A 19342-nucleotide genomic window follows, 5' to 3' on the forward strand; every position below is an offset into this window, starting at 1 on the left:
AGTTCGTTCATGAGCACTCCGGAGCGTCTGATCGAGTCCACCCGCGAACTGCTCTGGGAGCGCGGTTATGTAGGCACCAGCCCCAAAGCGATTCAGCAACGCGCGGGCGCCGGGCAGGGCAGCATGTACCACCACTTCAGGGGCAAGCCCGACCTGGCCCTGGCCGCGATCCGCCGTACGGCCGAGGAGCTGCGGGCTACCGCCGAGGGAGTACTCGGCGGCCCGGGCACGCCGTTCGAGCGCATCGAGGCGTATCTGCGCCGTGAGCGCGACGTGCTGCGCGGCTGTCCCGTGGGGCGGCTGACGATGGACCCGGACGTGATCGCGGACGACGAGCTGCGTGCGCCCGTCGACGAGACCCTCGACTGGCTGCGCGAGCGGCTCGCCGGGATCGTCGAGGAGGGCCAGGAACAGGGCCGGTTCGCGCCCTCCCTGGACGCGGAGGAGATCGCGGCGGCGATCGTGGCGACCGTGCAGGGCGGCTACGTGCTGGCGCGTGCGTCGGGTTCACCGACGGCCTTCGACACCGGTGTCCGGGGCCTGCTCGCCCTGCTCCACCCCGCCCGCTAGACGTCCGCCCTTCTGGAGGGACTCCATGCACGCCATGCAGTACGAGCTGACGCTGCCCGCCGACTACGACATGGGGATCATCCGCGACCGCGTGTCCCGGATCGGGCATCTGCTCGACGGCTGGGACGGGCTCGGTTTCAAGACGTACCTGATACGTGAGCGGGGCGTCGACGGCTCCCCGGTCAACCAGTACGCGCCGTTCTACCTCTGGAACACCGTCGAGGGCATGAACTCCTTCCTCTGGGGCGGCCCCTTCCAGGGACTCGCCGACGACTTCGGGCGTCCGGCCGTACAGCAGTGGACGGGGCTCTCGTACGAGGAAGGGGCCGCCGCCGGTTCGCGCGCCGAGGTCGCGGTGCGGCGACGTCAGCGGATCGCGGACGGGGTGGAGCTGTCCGAGGTGATGGGGGAAGCGGTGCGGGAGGCCGAGCGGCTGGCCGGGGCGGACGGTGCCGTGTGCGCGGCGGCCGTCGTCGATCCGGGGCGCTGGGAGCTGGTGCACTTCTCGCTGTGGGACCACGACACGCCCAAGGCTCCGGGTGAGGTGTTCCGGGTGCTGCACCTGTCGGCGCCGGAACGCGACCGGTTGCCACGGGGCCGACAGTGGTGAGCGCCGTCCGTACGGTTCTTGGAGACGTGCGCCCCGAGGCTCTCGGCATGTGCAACGCGCACGACCACCTCTTCCTGGGCAGCCCCCGACTCACCGGCCAGGAACTGCGGGACGCGTCCGCCGCGCGGGCGGAGCTGGTCGCGTTCCGGGAGACGGGCGGCGGGAGCGTGGTGCAGTGGACGCCGTACGGCATGGGCCGCCGGGCAGCTGACCTGCCGCTGCTGTCCCGGGACACCGGAGTACACGTGATCGCCGCGACAGGGCTGCACCAATCCGCCCACTACGACGAGGAGTTGCTCGGCCGGCTGCGGCGCGAGGGCCTCGCCGAGGTCTTCGTCGCCGAGCTGACCCGGGGCATCGCCACCTCCGGCGTCCGGGCCGGACTGATCAAGGTCGCGGGCGGCTTCCACGCCCTCGACGCCCACGCCCGCTGGACGATGACCGCGGCGGCCGAGGCCCACCACGCCACGGGCGCGCCCATCGGCGTCCACCTGGAACTGGGGACCGGCGCGCTCGACGTACTCGACCTGCTGTGCGGGGAGTTGGGGGTGCCGCCGCACCGTGTCGTCCTTGGGCACCTCAATCGCTTCCCCGACCTCACCGTTCACCGCGAGGCTGCGGAAGCGGGCGCCTACCTCGCTTTCGACGGCCCGTCACGCGCCCACCACGCCACCGACTGGCGGATGCCGGGCGCCGTGCGGGCCCTCGCCGACTCGGGTTTCGCCGACCGTCTTCTCCTCGGCGCCGACACGACGACCGCGGCGGCGCGCTCTGTGAACGGTGGGCCGGGAATGCCGTATCTGCTCCGCCGGGTGCGTCCCCGGCTCACGCCCGTGCTGGGCGAGGAGCTGGTGGGGCGCGTCTTCTCGGTCAACCCGGGTCGGGCCTTCGCTGTGGAGTGGCCGTGAGGTTCCGGCCGGGTGTTGTTCTCGCCCCCGCCGCCCCTACCCCCCAGGGGCTCCGCCCCTTCGACCCCGTTTCGGGGGCCGGCCCCCGAACCCCCGCTCCTCAAACGCCGGAGGGGCTGATTGCCACGGCGGCCAGGGCCTCGTGTCCGCAGGGTGCGCCAATCGGGTTGCTTACGGCGAGCCGATCTACGCAGGCCGCAGGTGGCAGCACTGTGGAGCCAACCCGCGCCCCGTAAGGGGCGCGGGGCTGTGACATATGCGGCTCCGCCGCCTGGACGCGACCAGTCACATTGAATCCGCAGCCAAAAAATCCACCCGCCCCCCTACGGCGCTCACACCAACGCCCGCAGAGGATCGTCCAGCACCGGCTGCCACGCCAGCTCCGCCGCCCCCACCAGGCTGTTGTGGTCCAGCGTGCACGCGAGGATCGGCACTCCCCCGCTCTGCCCCCACAGGCTGCGGTCGGCGACAACAGCCCGCAGCCGGTCGGGGTCGGCGTCGAGCAGCGTGCGGTGGAGACCGCCGAGGATGATGCGGTCGGGGTTGAGGATGTTGACCAGACCGGCGAGCCCGAGGCCGAGGCGGTCGATCAGGGTCTCCGTGGCCGTGCGGACGGCCGGGTCGGCGTACTCGGCGCGGACGAGGTCGTTGGCCTGCTGGAGCAGGGAGACCTCGGGGCCGGGGTCTCGGCCTACCGCCATGAGGAAGGCCAGCGGGTCCGCCTCGACGTCGAGGCAGCCGCGGCTGCCGCAGTGGCAGGGGCGCCCCTCGGGGTTGACGGTGAGGTGGCCGACCTCCAGGGCGAGGCCCGAACTCCCCGAGTGCAGACGGCCGTCGAGGACCAGCGCACCGCCGACGCCCCGGTGCCCGGTGGCCACGCACAGCAGATCCCTGGCGCCACGTCCCGCTCCGTGCCGGTGTTCGGCCAGGGCGGCGAGGTTGACGTCGTTGGCGGCGAACGCGGGTCCCTCGATCCCGGCCGCGCGCACCCGTTCGGCGAAGATCTCCCGGACGGGCGCGCCCGCGGGCCAGGCCAGGTGCAGCGGGTTCAGGGCCAGCCCCTCCGGCTCGGCGACCGCGGACGGTACGGCGAGTCCGGCGCCCACACAGCGCCGCCCGGTGTCGCGCAGCAGCTCGGCGGCCGCGTCGACGACCGAGCCGAGCACCTTGGCCGGGTCGGCGTCGACGGTCTCGCAGCCGGGCGCGGTGGCGACGATCCGTCCGCCGAGCCCGACCAGCGCCGCCCGCCAGCCGTCGGCGTGCACCTGTGCGGCGAGCGCGACGGGCCCGTCCTCGGCGACCTCCAGGCGGTGCGAGGGCCGGCCCTGCGAACCGGCGGCCGCCCCCGGGCGCGCGTCGACCCGGATCAACCCCAGCGCCTCCAGCTCGGCGGCGACGGCGCCCGCGGTGGCCCGGGTGACGCCGAGCTCGGCGGTGAGCACGGCCCGAGTCGGCGCCCGTCCCGTGTGCACGAGTTCGAGCGCGGGGCCGAGCGCGCCCCGCCCCCGGTCCAGCCGCGTCCGCGTGGTCCCTCCGCCCGCCACCTTGGGGGCCGCCTTCCCGTCCATGAAGGTGAGTCTCCCATGATCCGCTGTTGGCGTGGCCCGGCCGGTCGACCTCAGGAGGCCGCCTCGAAGCCACTCACCCGCAAGGTCACGTTCAACCGCCCGGTCAGCCCCAGCTCGGGCGGCGCCGTGCCCTCGTACACCTTCGGCACCCCGTGGTACGCCAGCCGGGACGCCCCGCCGAACACGAACAGGTCGCCGCTGCGCAGCTCGACGTCCGTGTACGGCTTGGTCCGCGACTCGGTGTTGCCGAAGCGGAACACGCAGGTGTCGCCGAGGCTCAGGGACACCACGGGGGCGTCCGACTTCTCGTCGCTGTCGCGGTGCATGCCCATGCGTGCGTCGGCGTCGTAGAAGTTGATCAGGGCGATGTCGTGGGCGCCGGTGGCCGTGCCGGGTCCGAGGGCCTCGGTCACCGCCCGGCGCCCCAGCTCGCCGAGCCACTGCGGGAACGGCTTCACGGGCGCCCCGTCGCCGTCGACGACCGTGCGGGCGTACGCGTACGGGTACCAGTGCCAGCCGAGGCAGACCTGTCGGGAGGTCATCGTCCCGCCGTCGGGGGTGCGGACCGTTCGCAGTCCGGCGGGCGGCCGGGCCCACTCCCGGCAGGCCTCCAGCAACCGCCGCTGCTGCCCCGCGTCCAGCCAGCCCGGGACATGCACCGCACCCGGCGCGACCTCCGTACGGCTCCGGGGAAACAGTTCGGCGTCCATGCGGCCCATCATCGCGCGTCCCCGACGTCGCATAGCCTGGGCTCACGATGAACGACCGTATGACCGTGCCCCAGGGCGCATACGCCCTGTCCCGTTTCCCCGAAGACTCCCGCGATCAGCTGCGTGCCTGGGACGCGTCCGACACGTATCTGCTGCGCCACCTCGCGGAGAGCGATACGGCGCCGACCGGGACGGTCGTCATCGTCGGCGACCGCTGGGGCGCGCTGACCACGGCGCTCGCCGGGCACCGTCCGACGCAGATCACCGACTCGTTCCTGACCCGGGAGGCGACGCGGGCCAACCTGGCGCGCAACGGGATCGGCACGGACGCGGTACGGCTCCTCACCACCCGGGACACGCCCCCGGACCGGGTCGACGTGCTCCTCGTCCGCGTCCCCAAGAGCCTCGCGCTCCTGGAGGACCAGCTGCACCGGCTCGCTCCCGCCGTGCACAAGGGGACGGTCGTCGTCGGTGCCGGGATGGTCAAGGAGATCCACACCTCGACGCTGAGGCTGTTCGAGCGGATTCTCGGCCCGACCCGTACCTCGCTCGCCGAGAAGAAAGCCCGGCTGATCTTCTGTGCTCCGGACCCGGGCCTCGCACACGGGGCCAATCCGTGGCCGTACACCTATCAACTCCCCGACGGCATCGGTCCGTTGTCCGGCCGGAGCGTCGTCAACCACGCGGGCGTCTTCTGCGCCGACCGCCTCGACATCGGCACCCGGTTCTTCCTCCAGCACCTCCCGCGTGACCGTGGCGCCGGGCGGATCGTGGACCTGGGGTGCGGCAACGGGGTCGTCGGTACGGCGGCGGCGCTGGCCTGTCCGGGCGCCGAGGTGGTGTTCGTCGACGAGTCGTACCAGGCGGTGGCCTCGGCGGAGGCGACGTACCGGGCGAACGCCGACGGCACAGCGGAGTTCCGCGTGGGCGACGGGATGGAGGGCTTCCCGCCCGGCGGCGTCGATCTCGTCCTCAGCAATCCGCCGTTCCACTCCCATCAGGCGATGACCGGCGCCACGGCCTGGCGGATGTTCACGGGAGCCCGGCGTGCGCTGAAGCCCGGCGGTGAACTGTGGGTGATCGGCAACCGGCATCTCGGGTACCACGTGAAGCTGCGACGGTTGTTCGGCAACAGTGAACTCATGGCCAGTGACCCGAAGTTCGTGATCCTGAGGGCCGTCAGGAAGTAGCTCCCCGCAGGGCTCTCGGCGAGGCGCCCAGCTCCCGGCGGCATGCCTTGTTGAAGGCCTGGAGGTCGGGGATGCCGACGGACGCGGCGACGGCGGGGATGGAGAGGGTCGTGGCGCGGAGCAGGTGGTGGGCGCGTTCCAGTCTGCGGCGGCGGATCCAGCCGACGACCGTGGTGCCCGTCTGGGCGCGGAAGAGCCTGGTCAGGTGGTTGTGGGAGACCCCGGCCGCGCGGGCGACCCCGGGGATGGTCAGCGGGGCGGCCAGGTGGGCCTCGATGTGGGCGATGGCGGTGGTGACGGCCGGGTGGGGGCCGGGCTGCGCGGCGGCCGGGGTGAGGTGGGCGATGCGCCACAGGGCGGTCCAGATCTCGGCCCGGGTGCGCTCCGGCTCGCTCGGGGCGGCGGCGACCGCCTGCTGCAACAGGCCGGTGAGCGTGGGGAGTTCGGGACCCGCGTCCTGCACGACCGGGATGGTGCGGGACGGTCCGGCCGCCGCGTCGACGCGCAGGTGCGCGTACAGGTGCTCCGAGCGGCCCCGGTAGCGGTAGCGGACCGTGGTGCCGGGCGGGACCAGGCTCACACGGCCGGGACGGATGACGTGGGCCGTGCCGTCGACGGTCAGTTCGGCGTCGTACTGGTAGAGGTGCAGCTGCCACAGCTCCGGCAGGCGGAAGACGTCCGTGCGGCTCGCGACGCCGTGCACGCCGACGCCGACACCCGCGACGACGGGCGGGGCGCCGAGCTGGATCTCCGTCTCCCGCATGGTGAGAAACTACCAGTGACCGGGCACCTCACCCGGCCCGCAGCACCCCGATGAGCCGGGCCGCCGTCCGGGTCATCGCCTCCCGGCCCGCGCTCAGGTAGGGGCGCGAGTCCACCGCGTCCGGGCGGGCGACGAGGTACTCCCGTACCGTGCCGGTCAGGGCGAGGTTGAGCGCCGTACCGATGTTGATTTTGGTGATGCCGCCCGCGACGGCCGCCCGCAGTTCGTCGTCGGGAACGCCGGAGGAACCGTGCAGGACGAGCGGCACGTCCAGCGCGGCGGCGAGCCGTTTCAGCAGGGCGTGGTCGAGGGCGGCGGTGCGTGTGGTCATCGCGTGCGAGCTGCCGATCGCGACGGCCAGCGCGTCCACGCCGGAGGCCGCGACGAAGGCGCGTGCCTCGCCGGGGTCGGTACGGGCGCCCGGTGCGTGCGCGTCGAGCGGCGGGGCTGCGCTGGTGCCGCCGGCCTGCGCTGTGTCCTTCCCGCCCACGCGGCCCAACTCGGCCTCGATCCACAGCCCTTGGGCATGGGCCCAGTCGACGGCGGCCGCGGTGGCGGCGAGGTTCTCCTCGTACGGCAGGTGAGAGGCGTCGTACATCACGGAGCTGAACCCGGCGTCGGGCGCCTGGCGCAGCAGGTCGTCGCTCTGGATGTGGTCGAGGTGGAGGGCGACGGGCACGGAGGCTCGCTCGGCGGCCGCGGTGGCGGCGCGGGCCAGGGGGAGCACGCGTCCCTGGCGGAACTTGACCGCGTTCTCGCTGACTTGGAGAACGACGGGTGCCTCGACGGACTCGGCGCCCGCGACGACGGCCTCGATGTGCTCCAGGGTGATGATGTTGAACGCGGCGACGGCGGTGTGCGCGGCCGCGGCCCCGGTGATCAGTTCACCGGTCGTGGTGAGGGGCACAATCTCTCCTTCATCCCTGGGCGGTCGAGCCGAGGATCACCGAGCGGGTGAGGTGGCGCGGCCGGTCCGGGTCGAGTCCGCGGGCGGCCGCCACGGCGACGGCGAGCCGCTGGGCGCGGACGAGTTCGGCGAGCGGATCGAGACCGTCGGCCACCCACAACCCGCCGGTCCCCCGCACCTGTTCGGCGAGCCCGGCGGGCGCCTCGCCGAACATCCAGGTCGCCGTACCGCGCGTGGTGACGCTGATCGGGCCGTGGCGGTACTCCATCGCCGGGTACGCCTCGGTCCACGACTGCGCGGCCTCGCGCAGCTTGAGCCCGGCCTCGTGCGCGAGTCCCACGGTCCAGCCGCGCCCCAGGAAGGTGAACTGCGCGCAGGCGACGAGCTCTTCGGGCAGGGGCGCCTCCAGGGCGGTGCGCGCGTCGGCGGTCACGGCGTCGGAGTGCAGGCCGAGGTGGGCGCGGAGCAGGGTGAGGGCCGTCGTCGCGAACCGGGTCTGGACGACGGAGCGTTCGTCGGCGTAGTCCAGCACCACGGTGTCGTCAGCGGCCTCCATCACCGGGGTCCGCGGGTCCGCGGTGATCGCGCTCGTGCGGGTACGGCCCCGGAGGCGGGCGAGGAGTTCGAGCACCTCGGTGGTGGTACCGGACCGGGTGAGGGCGACGACCCGGTCGTACGCCCGCCCGTACGGGAACTCCGAGGCGGCGAAGGCGTCGGTCTCGCCCCGGCCCGCCGACTCGCGGAGCACGGCGGCGGACTGCGCCATGAAGTACGAGGTCCCGCACCCCACGATCGCGACCCGCTCCCCCGCCGTCGGCAGCGCTCCGCCGCACTTCACCGCCTCGGAGGCGGCGCGGGTCCAGCACTCGGGCTGGCTGTTCAGCTCGTCCTCGACATGCGTCATACCGTTCCCCTCCCGACAGATGCTCGTTCATGCAAGATATAGCGAGCTTTCGAGCATCTTCAAGCAATCTGGTACGGGCAGAGGGTTGCGTTAGGGTCGCCGGAAGATCGCGGACGGTGGCGGAACGGCCGTGGAACGGAACGGAACGTTCGAAGGACGGAGAGTGCGGATGTCGCGCGACGCCCGCTGGAAAGCACTCCTGGAACTGCTCGTCGAGCGGGGCCGGCTGGAGGTCGAGGAGGCGGCGGCCGAGCTGGCGGTGTCGGCCGCGACGATCCGGCGTGACTTCGACCGGCTCGCCGAGCAGCAGATGCTCGTCCGCACCCGGGGCGGCGCCGTGGTGCACGGCGTGTCGTACGAACTGCCCCTGCGCTACAAGGCCGCCCGTCACGCCTCCGAGAAGCAGCGCATCGCCAAGGCGGTCGCCGGCCTCGTCGCACCCGGCGAGGCGGTGGGCCTGACCGGCGGCACGACCACCACCGAGGTGGCGCGGGCGCTCGCCGTACGCGGCGATCTCGCCTCCGGCTCCCCCTCGCTGACCGTCGTCACCAACGCGCTCAACATCGCCAACGAGCTCGCCGTCCGCCCGCAGTTCAAGATCGTGGTGACGGGCGGCGTCGCGCGCCCGTCCTCGTACGAGCTGATCGGGCCGCTCGCGGACGGGGTGCTCGGTCAGATCACGCTGGACGTCGCCGTCCTCGGTGTCGTGGCCCTCGACGTTGTCCACGGCGCGGCGGCCCACGACGAGGCCGAGGCGGCCGTCAACCGGCTGCTGTGCGAGCGCGCCGAGCGGGTGGTCGTCGCGGCCGACTCCAGCAAGCTGGGGCAGCGGGCGTTCGCGCGCATCTGCGGGGTCGACTCCGTGAACACGCTGGTCACGGACTCGGCGGTGGAGGCTCAGACGGTGCGGCGGTTCGCGGAGGCGGGGGTCCGGGTCGTCGCGGTCTGACCGGGGAAGCGGCGTCGGCTCCGGCTACAGCGACGCCTTGATGCGGCGCCGTGCGTCGAGGAAGCGGCTGATCGCCTCGACGACGGCGGGGGCTGGTCGCTGTCGTCGCGGGTGAGGTGCATAAATGCCATTTCGGCCGCACGTCCGTCCGCTGGTGTGCCCCGCCAGGAGCGGGCCTGGCTCTCGCCCAGCACCTTGGCCGTGGTCCGGTCGGTGCGGATGTCGTGGATGCACCCGCGCAGACGCAGGAGGTCATGCGGGGTGAGCAATGGACGGATGACGCCCGCGCAGACGCCGTCGTCGAGGTGGCCGAGGGCGGCGCGCACCTTGAGGGCGGCGGTGGAGCGTCGACAGGTCGCCCACACCTGCTGTGCGGCCGGCTCGCGGGCCGCCAGTGTGGTGTCACGTACACCTTCTACGAGCGCCAGAACGAAGCGGCGGTGACCCATCTGCAGGCGGCCGAGGCGGCAATGAAGCTCTCCTGCGCCGAGTTGCTGACCGGGGAGTTCGTCGCGCGGATCGAGTCGGGGGCCGCCAGTGGCGATCCGTGCACGCCGGAGGAGCGGGCCAGGATCCGGGCGCAGACCGGCTATGCGACACGGCTCTGCAAGGAGGCCGTCGACCTGATCGGCTCCGCGTCCGGGGCTTCGTCCCTGCATCGGGAGGTGCCGATCCAGCGGACGATCCGCGACCTGAACGCCCTGAGTCTGCATTCGCTGGTGAACCCGGCCACCAACCTGGAGCTGTACGGTCGGCTGCTGTCCGGGCTCGACGCCAACACACCGTTCCTGTAGGTCTCTTGGAAGCCTTTGGAAGCCTCCGGAGGGCGGCTGTCTACTGGCCCAGGGGGTTGGTGGTGCGGTGTCCGGGACCGGGGTGGGGGTCGAGGGGTCGCGGTTGTCGCCTGTTCTCGCTTCAGGGCGCCGGTGATCCTGCGGGCCAGAAGCGGATCGGCCGGAAGCACATGCGAGGCGAACCAGCGGGCGGCCCACGGGTCGGGGGACGGTTCGACGAACTCCGTACCCGCGTAGTCGTCGAGCGGAGGATCGTAGACGTACCCGGAGACCACGCCGTGGTTCACCAGACGATCCACGAGGGTGTCGCGGCCGTGGACCAGCAGCGGCACCCGGAAGAGGGCCGGAGGGCCGTCGTGGGCCGCCCGGTCGCGCAGGGCCGGGGAGGCCCAGGCGGTGTCCGACAGCAAGGAGACGCCGGCCCTGCGCCGGGCGAGGTTGTTGTCGAGCCGGGCCGTCCGCAGCATCAACTGCGCGCGGACCAGGGCCCCGTGGCGGGACCGGAAGTCGTGCAGGTCGACGCGGACCCACGACTCGTACGCGATCAGGCTCGACGCCTCGCGGGCGCAGTGGGAGAGCCGTGGCGCGTGCAGGGCCATGCGGAAGTCGTCGCGTTCCAGCATCCCGAGGCGCTGCATCGTCCGCCACACAGGGCGCACCAGGTGCATGCCGCGTACGGCGGAACGGGCCAGTGGCCGCAGCGTCGCGGCCAGGTCCCCGCGCAGCCGGCGCGGCACCAGGAGATCGTCGCGCAGCAGCTCCAGCTCCCGCCGGGTGCGGGCGTCCTCGACGGCGAGGAATCCGCCGGCCGTCGCGGCCACGTGCTTGGACAGGCTGAACGCCGCCGCCTCCCCGAAGGTCCCGATCGGCTGCCCGTCCACGTGCGTACCGATCGCGTGCGCCGCGTCCTCGATCAGGGGGATGCCCAACTCCTCGCAGCGGCGCCGCAGTTCGACGGCGCGGTCCGGCATCCCGTACAGGTTCGTGGTCAGGACGGCGTCCACGTTCCGCCAGGTCGATTCCGGTGCGGCGGCCGGGTCGATGTTGCCGTCCCACACGGACACGGGGGCCTGTACCGGGCGCAGCCCCGCCGCGAGGACCACGAAGAGGATCACGTCGTCGTTCACCGGTGACATCAGCACCCGGGCGCCGGGCCGGCACCAGCGCCGCAGGGCCAGATACAGAGCCAGGCGTGCCGAGGGTGCGTAGACGCATTCGCGTCCGAGCCGGCGCGTCATCATCGCGGCGAGCCGCGATCCGTACGACATCGTCACCTCTTCCGTCGAAGGGGCACGCGAGGGGCACAGTGCGCTCTCGCGCGCGTCGATCCAAGTCGGCCGGGGTTTTCCGGCAGGGCGGGCCGCCGCCGGGCGTGCGGGGAAGCTGCGACGGGCGCTCGGGACGCGGGGAGCGCGCCGCCGAGAGCCGGGGTGGGGAAGGTCGCTCAGCGTGCTCCGGGTAACGCTCTGCCGGAGTCCGCCCGGCCCGACGTACGCAATGTGCCGACCGTCTTCAGCAGCCGGTCGGCCGGCTCCCGCAGCGTGGGGTGGGCCAGGACCGTGTTCCGCAGGCCGCGCACCGGTCTGCGCCACAGCCGGTGCGCCGCCGCGACCGGGTGGGGGCGGGTCACGAACCCTTCGCCCACCCGCAGTTCACGGGTCTTGAGCCAGTCCTTGTACTCCTTGTCGCCGCGCCCCAGATCCATCACGCTCAGCCCGTGCCGCCCCGCCGCCTCGGCGATCCGCAGGTGCATCAACAGTCCGGGCGAGTAGCGGTGGAAGCCGGGGTCGTACGCGGTGAACCAGGCGGCGAGCACAGTGCTCGATCTCGGCCCGAAGTGCGCGGCCACCGGTCTGTCGCCGGCGTACACCACGGACAGCACGCCGGTGAAGTGCTCCTCCCGGACCTGGAACAGGTGGTCACCAGGCCGACGATCCACGCCCGCGCGAACCGGTCCATCCGTCCTGTCCTGCGGTACTGGGCGGACTTCCACCGCATGAGCGTGCGCAGCACCCGCGGGTCGCGCTCGTCGAAGACGAACCGCATCTCCCCCACCTCGCGCCCCAGGCGGCGTTCCTTCTTCAGTGTCGTCTTGGCCAGCCCCGGGTACGCGCCGCGCAGCCACTGCGCGTATCCGCCGCCGCCGGGCTTGAGGTCGACCACCGGTGAGGCGAACGTCCCCGTGACATGTGTGCCGAATGGCTTCTGCTCCTCGACGAGATGATCGAACTCCAGGACGGACAGCCCGCAGGCCCGCAGCAGTTCCCGGGGGTCCCAGGTGACCCCGGGACGGTGCACGAGGGCCTGGCAGTCGGAGAGGCCGAGGCCGATGGCCCTGCCGACACCGAGGGCGCCCCGCTCGTACGGGAAGAAGCCGACGGGCTCACCGCCCTCCCACAGGACCGCCACCCGCGCCCCAGCGTGGTACCCGCCGACACCGATCGCGAACTCCGGTGCCAGGAAGGGGTTGGCGTATTCCGGAGACTCGTCCATCGCCCGGTGCCAGGCCGCCCGCAGCGGGGTGCCCAGTTCGTCGGGTCTGTGGATCGTGATGTCCCTGCTCATGGATCGCATGGGCGATCGCCCCCCTGTTTGCCCCCTGACGCGCTGTCCGCGTCCTGCCACTTCAGGCCATCCGCTGATCCACACCGGGTACGCGCTCGTACCCCGATCAACGTCCGAGGTTCGAACTGTTCTGCGGGCTCAAACGTCGCGAAACAGTACGCACGCTGTCAAGGGTGTCGGTCGTAAAGGAACAGTACGTTTCGGATGGACCGCTCCCATCAAGCCGTCCGACGGGCACCCTTATGCTCAACTCCCTTCTCCCGTAACGTCGTTGATCGTTGACGCGACCATGACGACGGAGGGTTCATGGGCAGTTTCATGGGCAGGGGTCTGCTTTCGCTGGTTCTCGCCGCGGTCACCGGTGCCGCGTTACTCGGGGCACCGGCGGCCGCCGCACCGCCCGGCCCGGAGGACGTGTACCGGCCGGTCCGTGGGCCGGCCGCACCGGCGGAGTACCGCTACCTCCAGAAGACCCTGCCGGGAGAGTCGATTCCCCGTCACGCCCACGATCTCGCCGCGGCACAGGCCCGCGAACTGCCCACCGTCGGCGGGCGCTGGAAGGGCGTCGGACCCACCAACATCGGCGGGCGGGTCGTCTCCCTCGCACTCGACCCCCGGCGCGCCGACACCCTCTACGCGGCGGCCGCGAGCGGCGGCCTCTGGCGCAGCACCGACGCCGGGGAGACGTTCCACTCGGTGTGGCCCGACAGCTGGACCCAGGCCATGGGCGCGGTCGCCACCGCCCCGGACGGCACCCTGTACGTCGGCACCGGTGAGCCCAATCCGGGTGGCGGAAGCATCACGTACGAGGGAACGGGGTTGTACCGCAGCACCAACGGCGGCCGGAGCTGGACACCTCTCGGCCTGCGCGACTCCGGTGCCATCAGCGCCATCACCGTCGACCCCGCCGACCCCCGCCGTATCTATGTCGCCGCGGCCGGTTCGCTGTACAACGGCGGCGGCGACCGCGGCGTGTACCGCTCGGACGACGGCGGCGCCACCTGGGAACGCATCCTCGCCGGTGCCACCGAGTTCACCGGCGCCACCGAGATCGTCGTCGACGGCGACCGGCTGTACGCCGTACTGTGGGACCACCGCCGACGCCCCGGTCTGCGTACGTACGGCGGTGTCGGCTCCGGCGTCTTCCGCTCCACGGACGGCGGCGAGACCTGGCAGCGGCTCGGCGGCGGCCTGCCCGAGCGGGGCCCCGACGTGGGACGCATAGGCCTCGCCGTCGCGGGCGACCGGCTCTACGCGATCGTCATCAAGGCCGGTGGCTCCTTCGAGGGCTTCTACGCCTCCTCCGACGGCGGCGACAGCTGGACCCGCACCCCCGCCAACCCCGACCTCGCGGGCTCGCAGTCCAGCTTCGGGTGGTGGTTCGGCAAGGTGTGGATCGACCCACGGGACACCGAGCACGTACACGTGGCCGGGGTCGCCCTGCTGACCACGAAGGACGGCGGCGACACCTGGACGGCCGACGACACGAGCATGCACGTCGACCACCACGCCATGGTGTGGGACCCGCGCCACCCCGGCCGCATCTACCTCGGCAACGACGGCGGCGTCTACCGCTCCGACGCGAACGGCGACGGCGGCTGGATCAAGTCCCGCCACCAGCCGTACACCCAGCTCTACAGCGCGGCGATCAGCCCGCAGGACGTCACCAGGATCTCGGGCGGCACGCAGGACAACGGCTCACTGCGCTCCTGGGGCGGGGCGACGTTCAACGAGTACCTCGGCGGCGACGGCGAGGAGAACCTCATCAACCCGACCGACGTGAACAACGTCTTCGCCTGCTACCAGTACGGCAACTGCTTCCGCTCCACCGACGGCGGCGACACCCTCACCTACTTCGCCGACCGGACGACGTACCAGCGCCGCAACTGGTTCACCCCGATGGCCTTCGACCCCCGCGACCCGAAGATCCTCTACTACGGCTCCGAGGTGCTCAACCGCTCCACGGACGGCGGCGAGACCTGGCAGGCCATCAGCCCCGACCTGACCGGCGGCCCCGGCGCCGACCCCCTCTACACCAACTACGGCACGATCACCTCGATCGCCCCGGCGTCCGACGGACGCACCGTGTACGTCGGCACGGACGACGGCCGTGTCTGGGTCACCAAGGACCTCGGGGCGACCTGGACGAAGCTGGCCGAGGACCTCCCCTGGGTGACCCGCGTGGTCGTCGACCCGAAGAACCCCGACCGCGTCTGGACCACACACTCCGGCTACCGCTCCGGCTCCCCGCTGGCCCATGTGTACGGCAGCACCGACGGCGGCAGGCACTGGCGGAACCTGTCGGGCAACCTCCCGGCGGCCCCCGTCAACGACCTGGTCGTCGCCCGGGGCGGCGTCCTCCACATCGGCACCGACCAGGGCGTGTTCACCAGCATCACGGGCGGCGGCCGCTGGCTGCGCCTCGGGCGCGGTATGCCGCAGGTCCCGGTCGACGACATCGAGTACGACGCGGGCCGTCACCGCCTGGTGGCGGCGACGTTCGGCAGGGGGTTCTACGAGCTGACCACTCCCTGAGACGGCCGCAGGCTCCGGGCGTCCGGCCCACCGAAACAACCCCCGCTGCCGCGTTGTTCGCGGACCAGCGCCCGTCCACCCGTTCAACCATGCACACTGGTCCGGCGGGTGGGACGGAACGCTGTGCGTGAGGAGGACCCGGGAGTGACGGGAGCGGGGTTGGAGCATGGTGAGCGATGACGGCGTCGACGTCTTCGTCAACTACCGCACGGCCGACGCCGGACACGGGGCAGCGGCCTGCTACGAACTGCTCTCGCCCGCCTTCGGTGAGGGTCGCGTCTTCCGCGACTGTGTCTCGATGCTGCCCGGGCAGCTCTACCCGGAGGCGATTCGGCAGGCGCTGGAGGAGACCCGGGTCCTGCTGGTGCTCATCGGGCCGGACTGGTTCGCCGAGGAGCCGGGGAGCGGCCGACGGCTGGTGGACCGTGAGGACGACTGGGTACGGCGGGAGATCCGCCGTGCGTTCGAACGGGACATCCCCGTGGTGCAGGTGCTGCTCGACGGCACGGGCCCCGTCGAGGCGGCCGAACTTCCGCCGGACATCGCACGGTTGGCGCACTGCCAGGCGGCTCATGTCAGCCACCGGACGCTCGGCGACGACGTACGGAGACTGACGGACCAGCTCGTCGAACTGGTACCGGAGCTGGTGCTCCCCGACCTCTTCGAGCCGCGGCGGCAGCTGCCTGCCGACCCGCTGCCCAGCATGCTGCTGCAGGCCGACTACGGCGTGGTCCCCTTCCAGCGGGCGGACGACGAACTGCCCCGCCTGACGGACTGGCTGTCGGCACCGGAGCGACTCGCCGCCCGCATGCTGACCGGGCCCGGCGGCCAGGGCAAGACCCGGCTCGCGACCCGGCTCGTCGAACAGGCGCGGGCGGGCGGCTGGGCGGCGGGCCTGCTCGCCGAGAGCGCGCCTGAGCACGTGCTCGCCCGCATCCACGGATTCCGCGGCCCCGTCCTCGTCGTCGCCGACTACGCGGAGGGCCGGACCGAGCAGCTCGCGGTCGTCGCGTCCGAGCTGATCGCGCGGCCCACCGCGCACGGACCGGCACGGCTGCTGTTGCTCGCCCGGTCGTCCGGCGCCTGGCCGCATCTGCTCCGCCGCCACCGCGACGACCGTGTCTCGCTCCTCTTCACCGACCTGACCGAACACGCGCTGCCCTCCGTGGTCGCCACGGCGGCGGACCGCCCCGCCGAGTACGCTCGCGCGCTGCGCGCCTTCGCGGCCCGGCTGGAACGCCCCGTGCCTGTCGCGCCGCCGCCCGGCGATCTCGCCTCGGCCCGCTACGACCGGGTGCTGGACGTCCATGCCGCCGCGCTGGCGACGCTTCTCGACGAGTCCGCCCCCGGCGCGACGCCGACACGGCGCGACCCGCTGCTCCGGGTCCTCGACCATGAGCGCCGGTACTGGGCAGCGGCGGCCGCGCCGCTCGGCCTGCCGACGCCCGGCGCCCTGCGCCACGACCAGGTGGCGTCCGCGGCGACACTGTTCATGGCCCACAGCCCGGCCGAGGCCCGCAAGCTGCTGGCCGCCCTGCCCACGTTCGACCAGGAGGGCCACGACGTCGTCGACCGCCACCTGCGCTGGCTCACCGCCCTCTATCCCGGCCCGGCCGTCCTCAACCCGCTGCGCCCGGACCGGCTGGGCGAGGACCTCGTGGCGGCGACACTCCTCGACCAGCCGGAGTTCGTCGAGTGGCTGGCACCGGTCGTGGGCGACGTCCAGGTCACCCGGGCGCTGACCGTCCTGGGCAGGGCGGCACCGCGCCACCCCCACCTCGGCAAGGCGATGACGGCACTGCTGACCGCGGACCCGGCGACCCGGCTTCCGCTGGCGATCGCCGTCGCCACCCAGCTGCAGGACACGACACTGGTCGACGTGTTGAGCGAGGTCAGCGGCACCGCGGCCGAGCGGGGACTGGATCTGGAGGAGGCGGTCGTCGGCCATCTGCCCGACCAGAGTCTGGCCCTGGCCGCGTTCATGGTGGTCAGCACCCGTGCCGCTCTCGACGCCGAGCGGCGCAAGGACGAGCCGGACGACGAGACCCTCGCCGCTCTCACGCAGAATCTGTCCCTCCGGTTGAGAGCCGTGGGCCAGCACGACGAGGCACTCGTGCACGCGGCTCGCGCCGTCGAGATGTACGAGGAACTGGCGGACCGGGACCCGGACTTCACCCCGGAGCTGGGGTCCGCGCTGAGCACCCTCGCCGGCGCCCACGCCCACTCCGGCTTCCCCGAGGACGGCATCGAGGCGGCCACCCGGAGCTGTGACCTGCTGAGTCCGGTCGCCCACTCCTCCCCCGACCACCGGCAGCTCTACGCCACCGCGCTCACCACGTACGGCAACCTGCTCGGCGACGTGGCCCGGCACACGGAGGCCGTCGCCGCGGTCGAACACGCGGTGCGGCTGGCCACCGAACTCCACGACGAGGCCCTCGCGGAAGACCGGGTGGAGCGACTGTTCCGGCTGGCGACCACCCAACAGGACCTCTACGCGGCCCGCGCCGGTGCCGGTCTGCACGACAGTGCCCTGACCGCCGCCGAGGAGGCGGTAGGGATGTACCGGGAACTCGACACCGTCAGCAGCGACCGCTTCCGTGACGCCCTGGTGCAGGGCCTGGGCAACCTCAGCGGTGCCCACTCCGAGCTCGGGCACACGCAGGAGGCGGCCGACGCCGCGGCGGAAGCCGTACGCTCCGCGCGCGACCTGGTCGACCGGCACGGGGACGAACACCTCCAGCTCATGGCGGACGTGCTGAACAACAGCGGGGTGGCGCTCCGCAGGCTCGGCCGCCACGACGAGGCCGCCGCACAGCTCACCGAGGCCGTCGCCCTCTACCGGCCCCTGGCCACGGTCTCGCCCGGAACCCGGCTCCCCGCACTCGCCGGCGCCCTCCACAACCTCGGGGACGTCCTGCTCGATACCCGGCAGCTGTACAAGGCACGCGACGCGTACGACGAGTCGGTCGACATCTACCGCAAGCTCTCCGACCCCCGGCCGGAGACCAACGAACCCGAACTCGCCGATTCCCTCTACGCGCTGGCCAGCGTGCTGCACGACCAGGAGGAGTACGAGGAGGCGTTCGCACTCGCCGCCGAGGCCGCCGCCCTCCTGCGCCGGCTGGCCGAGAGCGGTCAGGCGCAGCTGCGCCGCAAGCTGGCCACGGCCCTGCACCTGCTCGCCCTGATCCACGACGACATGGGCCGGGGCTCCGAGGCCCTCGACTGCGCGGCGAGCGCTGCCGATGTCCTGGGCGAACTGGCGGCGTCCGATGTTCCGGACCTTCCCGATGTGCGGGGCGAGTGGGCGACCGCGCTGTACAGCCACGCGCGGATCCTCGACTCCAACGACCGGCCGGACCGTGCGGTCGAGCCGTTCGCGAAGGCGGGCGAGGTGCTGCGCGCGCTCGTCGGGGAGTCCGACAAGTCCTACGACCGGGAGACGCTGGGCATGGTGCTGCACGACCACGCCGTGAGCCTCAGCACGCTCGGGAGACACGAAGAGGCCCTCGAACACGTCGAGGAGGCCGTACGCGTCCGCCGCGGGCTGGACCAGGCAGCTCCCGCGAACCGCGTCGCCCTGTGCCAGTCGCTGAACAATCTCGCGGACACGCTCAAGGACCTCGAACGGCACGACAAGGCGCTGGCCACGGCCGGAGAGGCGGTGGAACTGGCGGCCGCCCTGCGGGAGGAGGACGGCGGGGAGGTGTTCGTCCACGCCCTCGCCACGCGGGCGTCCGTACCGGGCGGGGACGAGGCCGCGGCCGTCGCGGACCTGGTCCGGGCCTGGCACGCCGCACTCACCGCGCGGGACGACGACCTCGTGGACGTCGTCCTGGAGGTCCTCGGCGAGCTGGACCGGCGGCGTCCGCGCCGCGTGCGCCGGGCATGGCGGAACCTCACGACCGAGCGGTATCCGCTTCCCCGCGTCACAGGTTGACGACGACCAGGAGCACATCGGTGAGGAGGAGGGCACCGTAGAACAGCGTCAACGTATGGGAGAACGTGGCCTCCAGTGGACGAACCCGTCCCGCGTACGGCTGGACGTTCATGGAGAAGACCTCCACCGGATGGTCGGGCCGCCGGACGTCTTCGTACAGCAGCCGGAACAGCTTCTCCTGCCGCAGAAAGAACCCGTCGAGGAACCAGAAGCAGGCCAGCGGCACCAGTCCGCTCACCGCCACCGCCCAGCTCCGGCGATCTGCCGACACGGCGAAGAGCGCGGCGGCGAGCGTGAGCGCCCATCCCTTGATCAGGAATGAGTTGCCGCTCATGCGCGTGATGACGGCCTGGATGAACTCCAGATGCTTGACCCGGTCGGCATCCAGAGGGACCGCCCCTTCCCTCGTACCCGGCGCCGTCATCAGCC

14 protein-coding genes and 2 pseudogenes are annotated in these 19342 nt (G+C 72.4%); 8 read left to right on the forward strand and 8 right to left on the reverse strand.

Annotated features, from left to right (window positions below):
* Positions 1-9: 9 nt before the first annotated feature.
* From ACWD3C_RS31955 to ACWD3C_RS31965, 3 genes are read left to right on the forward strand one after another with little or no spacing between them, the layout of a single operon-like run.
* The gene (locus ACWD3C_RS31955) at positions 10-570 is read left to right on the forward strand and encodes a TetR/AcrR family transcriptional regulator (protein WP_451149660.1); all 561 of its coding nucleotides are present in this window, start codon (positions 10-12) and stop codon (positions 568-570) included.
* A gap of 25 nt (positions 571-595) precedes the next feature.
* Positions 596-1180 (forward strand): DUF4865 family protein, encoded by a 585-nt coding sequence (locus ACWD3C_RS31960; protein WP_451149661.1) that lies wholly within the window; start codon positions 596-598, stop codon positions 1178-1180.
* Positions 1177-2088, forward strand: coding sequence for a phosphotriesterase family protein (locus tag ACWD3C_RS31965; protein ID WP_451149662.1), 912 nt, complete (start codon positions 1177-1179; stop codon positions 2086-2088). Before ACWD3C_RS31960 ends, ACWD3C_RS31965 begins: the two co-directional genes overlap by 4 nt.
* Positions 2089-2420: 332 nt before the next feature.
* Here the strand turns inward: ACWD3C_RS31965 and ACWD3C_RS31970 are convergent, their stop codons facing one another.
* Both ACWD3C_RS31970 and ACWD3C_RS31975 read right to left on the reverse strand, forming a co-directional pair.
* The gene (locus ACWD3C_RS31970) at positions 2421-3656 is read right to left on the reverse strand and encodes an ROK family protein (protein WP_451149663.1); all 1236 of its coding nucleotides are present in this window, start codon (positions 3654-3656) and stop codon (positions 2421-2423) included.
* Between the two features lie 50 nt (positions 3657-3706).
* A complete protein-coding gene (locus ACWD3C_RS31975; protein WP_451149664.1) occupies positions 3707-4366 on the reverse strand; it encodes an alpha-ketoglutarate-dependent dioxygenase AlkB family protein in 660 nt (219 codons plus the stop codon).
* Between the two features lie 47 nt (positions 4367-4413).
* Here ACWD3C_RS31975 and ACWD3C_RS31980 point away from each other — a divergent pair, with 47 nt between their 5' ends.
* The gene (locus tag ACWD3C_RS31980) at positions 4414-5556 is read left to right on the forward strand and encodes a methyltransferase (protein ID WP_451149665.1); all 1143 of its coding nucleotides are present in this window, start codon (positions 4414-4416) and stop codon (positions 5554-5556) included.
* Here ACWD3C_RS31980 and ACWD3C_RS31985 read toward each other — a convergent pair.
* Genes ACWD3C_RS31985 through ACWD3C_RS31995 form a run of 3 tightly spaced genes read right to left on the reverse strand, consistent with a single transcriptional unit; the run spans position 5546 to position 8130 of the window.
* Positions 5546-6319, reverse strand: a complete 774-nt coding sequence (locus ACWD3C_RS31985; RefSeq protein WP_451149666.1) for a helix-turn-helix domain-containing protein — start codon at positions 6317-6319, stop codon at positions 5546-5548. The two genes, ACWD3C_RS31980 and ACWD3C_RS31985, sit on opposite strands and share 11 nt — an antisense overlap.
* A 28-nt stretch (positions 6320-6347) precedes the next feature.
* Positions 6348-7226, reverse strand: coding sequence for a class II fructose-bisphosphate aldolase (locus ACWD3C_RS31990; RefSeq protein WP_451149667.1), 879 nt, complete (start codon positions 7224-7226; stop codon positions 6348-6350).
* 10 nt (positions 7227-7236) lie between these two features.
* The gene (locus ACWD3C_RS31995; RefSeq protein WP_451149668.1) at positions 7237-8130 is read right to left on the reverse strand and encodes an SIS domain-containing protein; all 894 of its coding nucleotides are present in this window, start codon (positions 8128-8130) and stop codon (positions 7237-7239) included.
* Positions 8131-8299: 169 nt separating this feature from the next.
* Here ACWD3C_RS31995 and ACWD3C_RS32000 point away from each other — a divergent pair, with 169 nt between their 5' ends.
* Positions 8300-9079 (forward strand): DeoR/GlpR family DNA-binding transcription regulator, encoded by a 780-nt coding sequence (locus ACWD3C_RS32000; protein WP_451149669.1) that lies wholly within the window; start codon positions 8300-8302, stop codon positions 9077-9079.
* A 254-nt stretch (positions 9080-9333) separates the two neighbouring features.
* Positions 9334-9747 (forward strand): annotated as a pseudogene (locus ACWD3C_RS32005) (hypothetical protein); the annotation flags it as partial.
* Here ACWD3C_RS32005 and ACWD3C_RS32010 read toward each other — a convergent pair.
* Both ACWD3C_RS32010 and ACWD3C_RS32015 read right to left on the reverse strand, forming a co-directional pair.
* Positions 9669-11141 carry a DegT/DnrJ/EryC1/StrS family aminotransferase gene (locus ACWD3C_RS32010; RefSeq protein WP_451149670.1) on the reverse strand — a complete coding sequence of 491 codons (1473 nt, stop codon included), beginning with the start codon at positions 11139-11141 and terminating at the stop codon, positions 9669-9671. The pseudogene ACWD3C_RS32005 and the gene ACWD3C_RS32010 overlap by 79 nt on opposite strands.
* Before the next feature lie 176 nt (positions 11142-11317).
* Positions 11318-12447 (reverse strand): annotated as a pseudogene (locus ACWD3C_RS32015) (GNAT family N-acetyltransferase).
* Positions 12448-12744: 297 nt separating this feature from the next.
* Between ACWD3C_RS32015 and ACWD3C_RS32020 the strand changes: the two are divergent.
* Entirely contained in the window at positions 12745-14973 is a 2229-nt protein-coding gene (locus tag ACWD3C_RS32020) for a WD40/YVTN/BNR-like repeat-containing protein (RefSeq protein WP_451149671.1), read from the forward strand.
* A 166-nt stretch (positions 14974-15139) separates the two neighbouring features.
* Positions 15140-18913, forward strand: a complete 3774-nt coding sequence (locus tag ACWD3C_RS32025) for a tetratricopeptide repeat protein (RefSeq protein ID WP_451149672.1) — start codon at positions 15140-15142, stop codon at positions 18911-18913.
* Here the strand turns inward: ACWD3C_RS32025 and ACWD3C_RS32030 are convergent.
* Positions 18903-19337 carry a hypothetical protein gene (locus ACWD3C_RS32030; protein ID WP_451149673.1) on the reverse strand — a complete coding sequence of 145 codons (435 nt, stop codon included), beginning with the start codon at positions 19335-19337 and terminating at the stop codon, positions 18903-18905. The two genes, ACWD3C_RS32025 and ACWD3C_RS32030, sit on opposite strands and share 11 nt — an antisense overlap.
* Positions 19338-19342 lie beyond the last annotated feature (5 nt).

The sequence above is a fragment of the Streptomyces sp. NPDC002845 genome, from assembly GCF_053591955.1.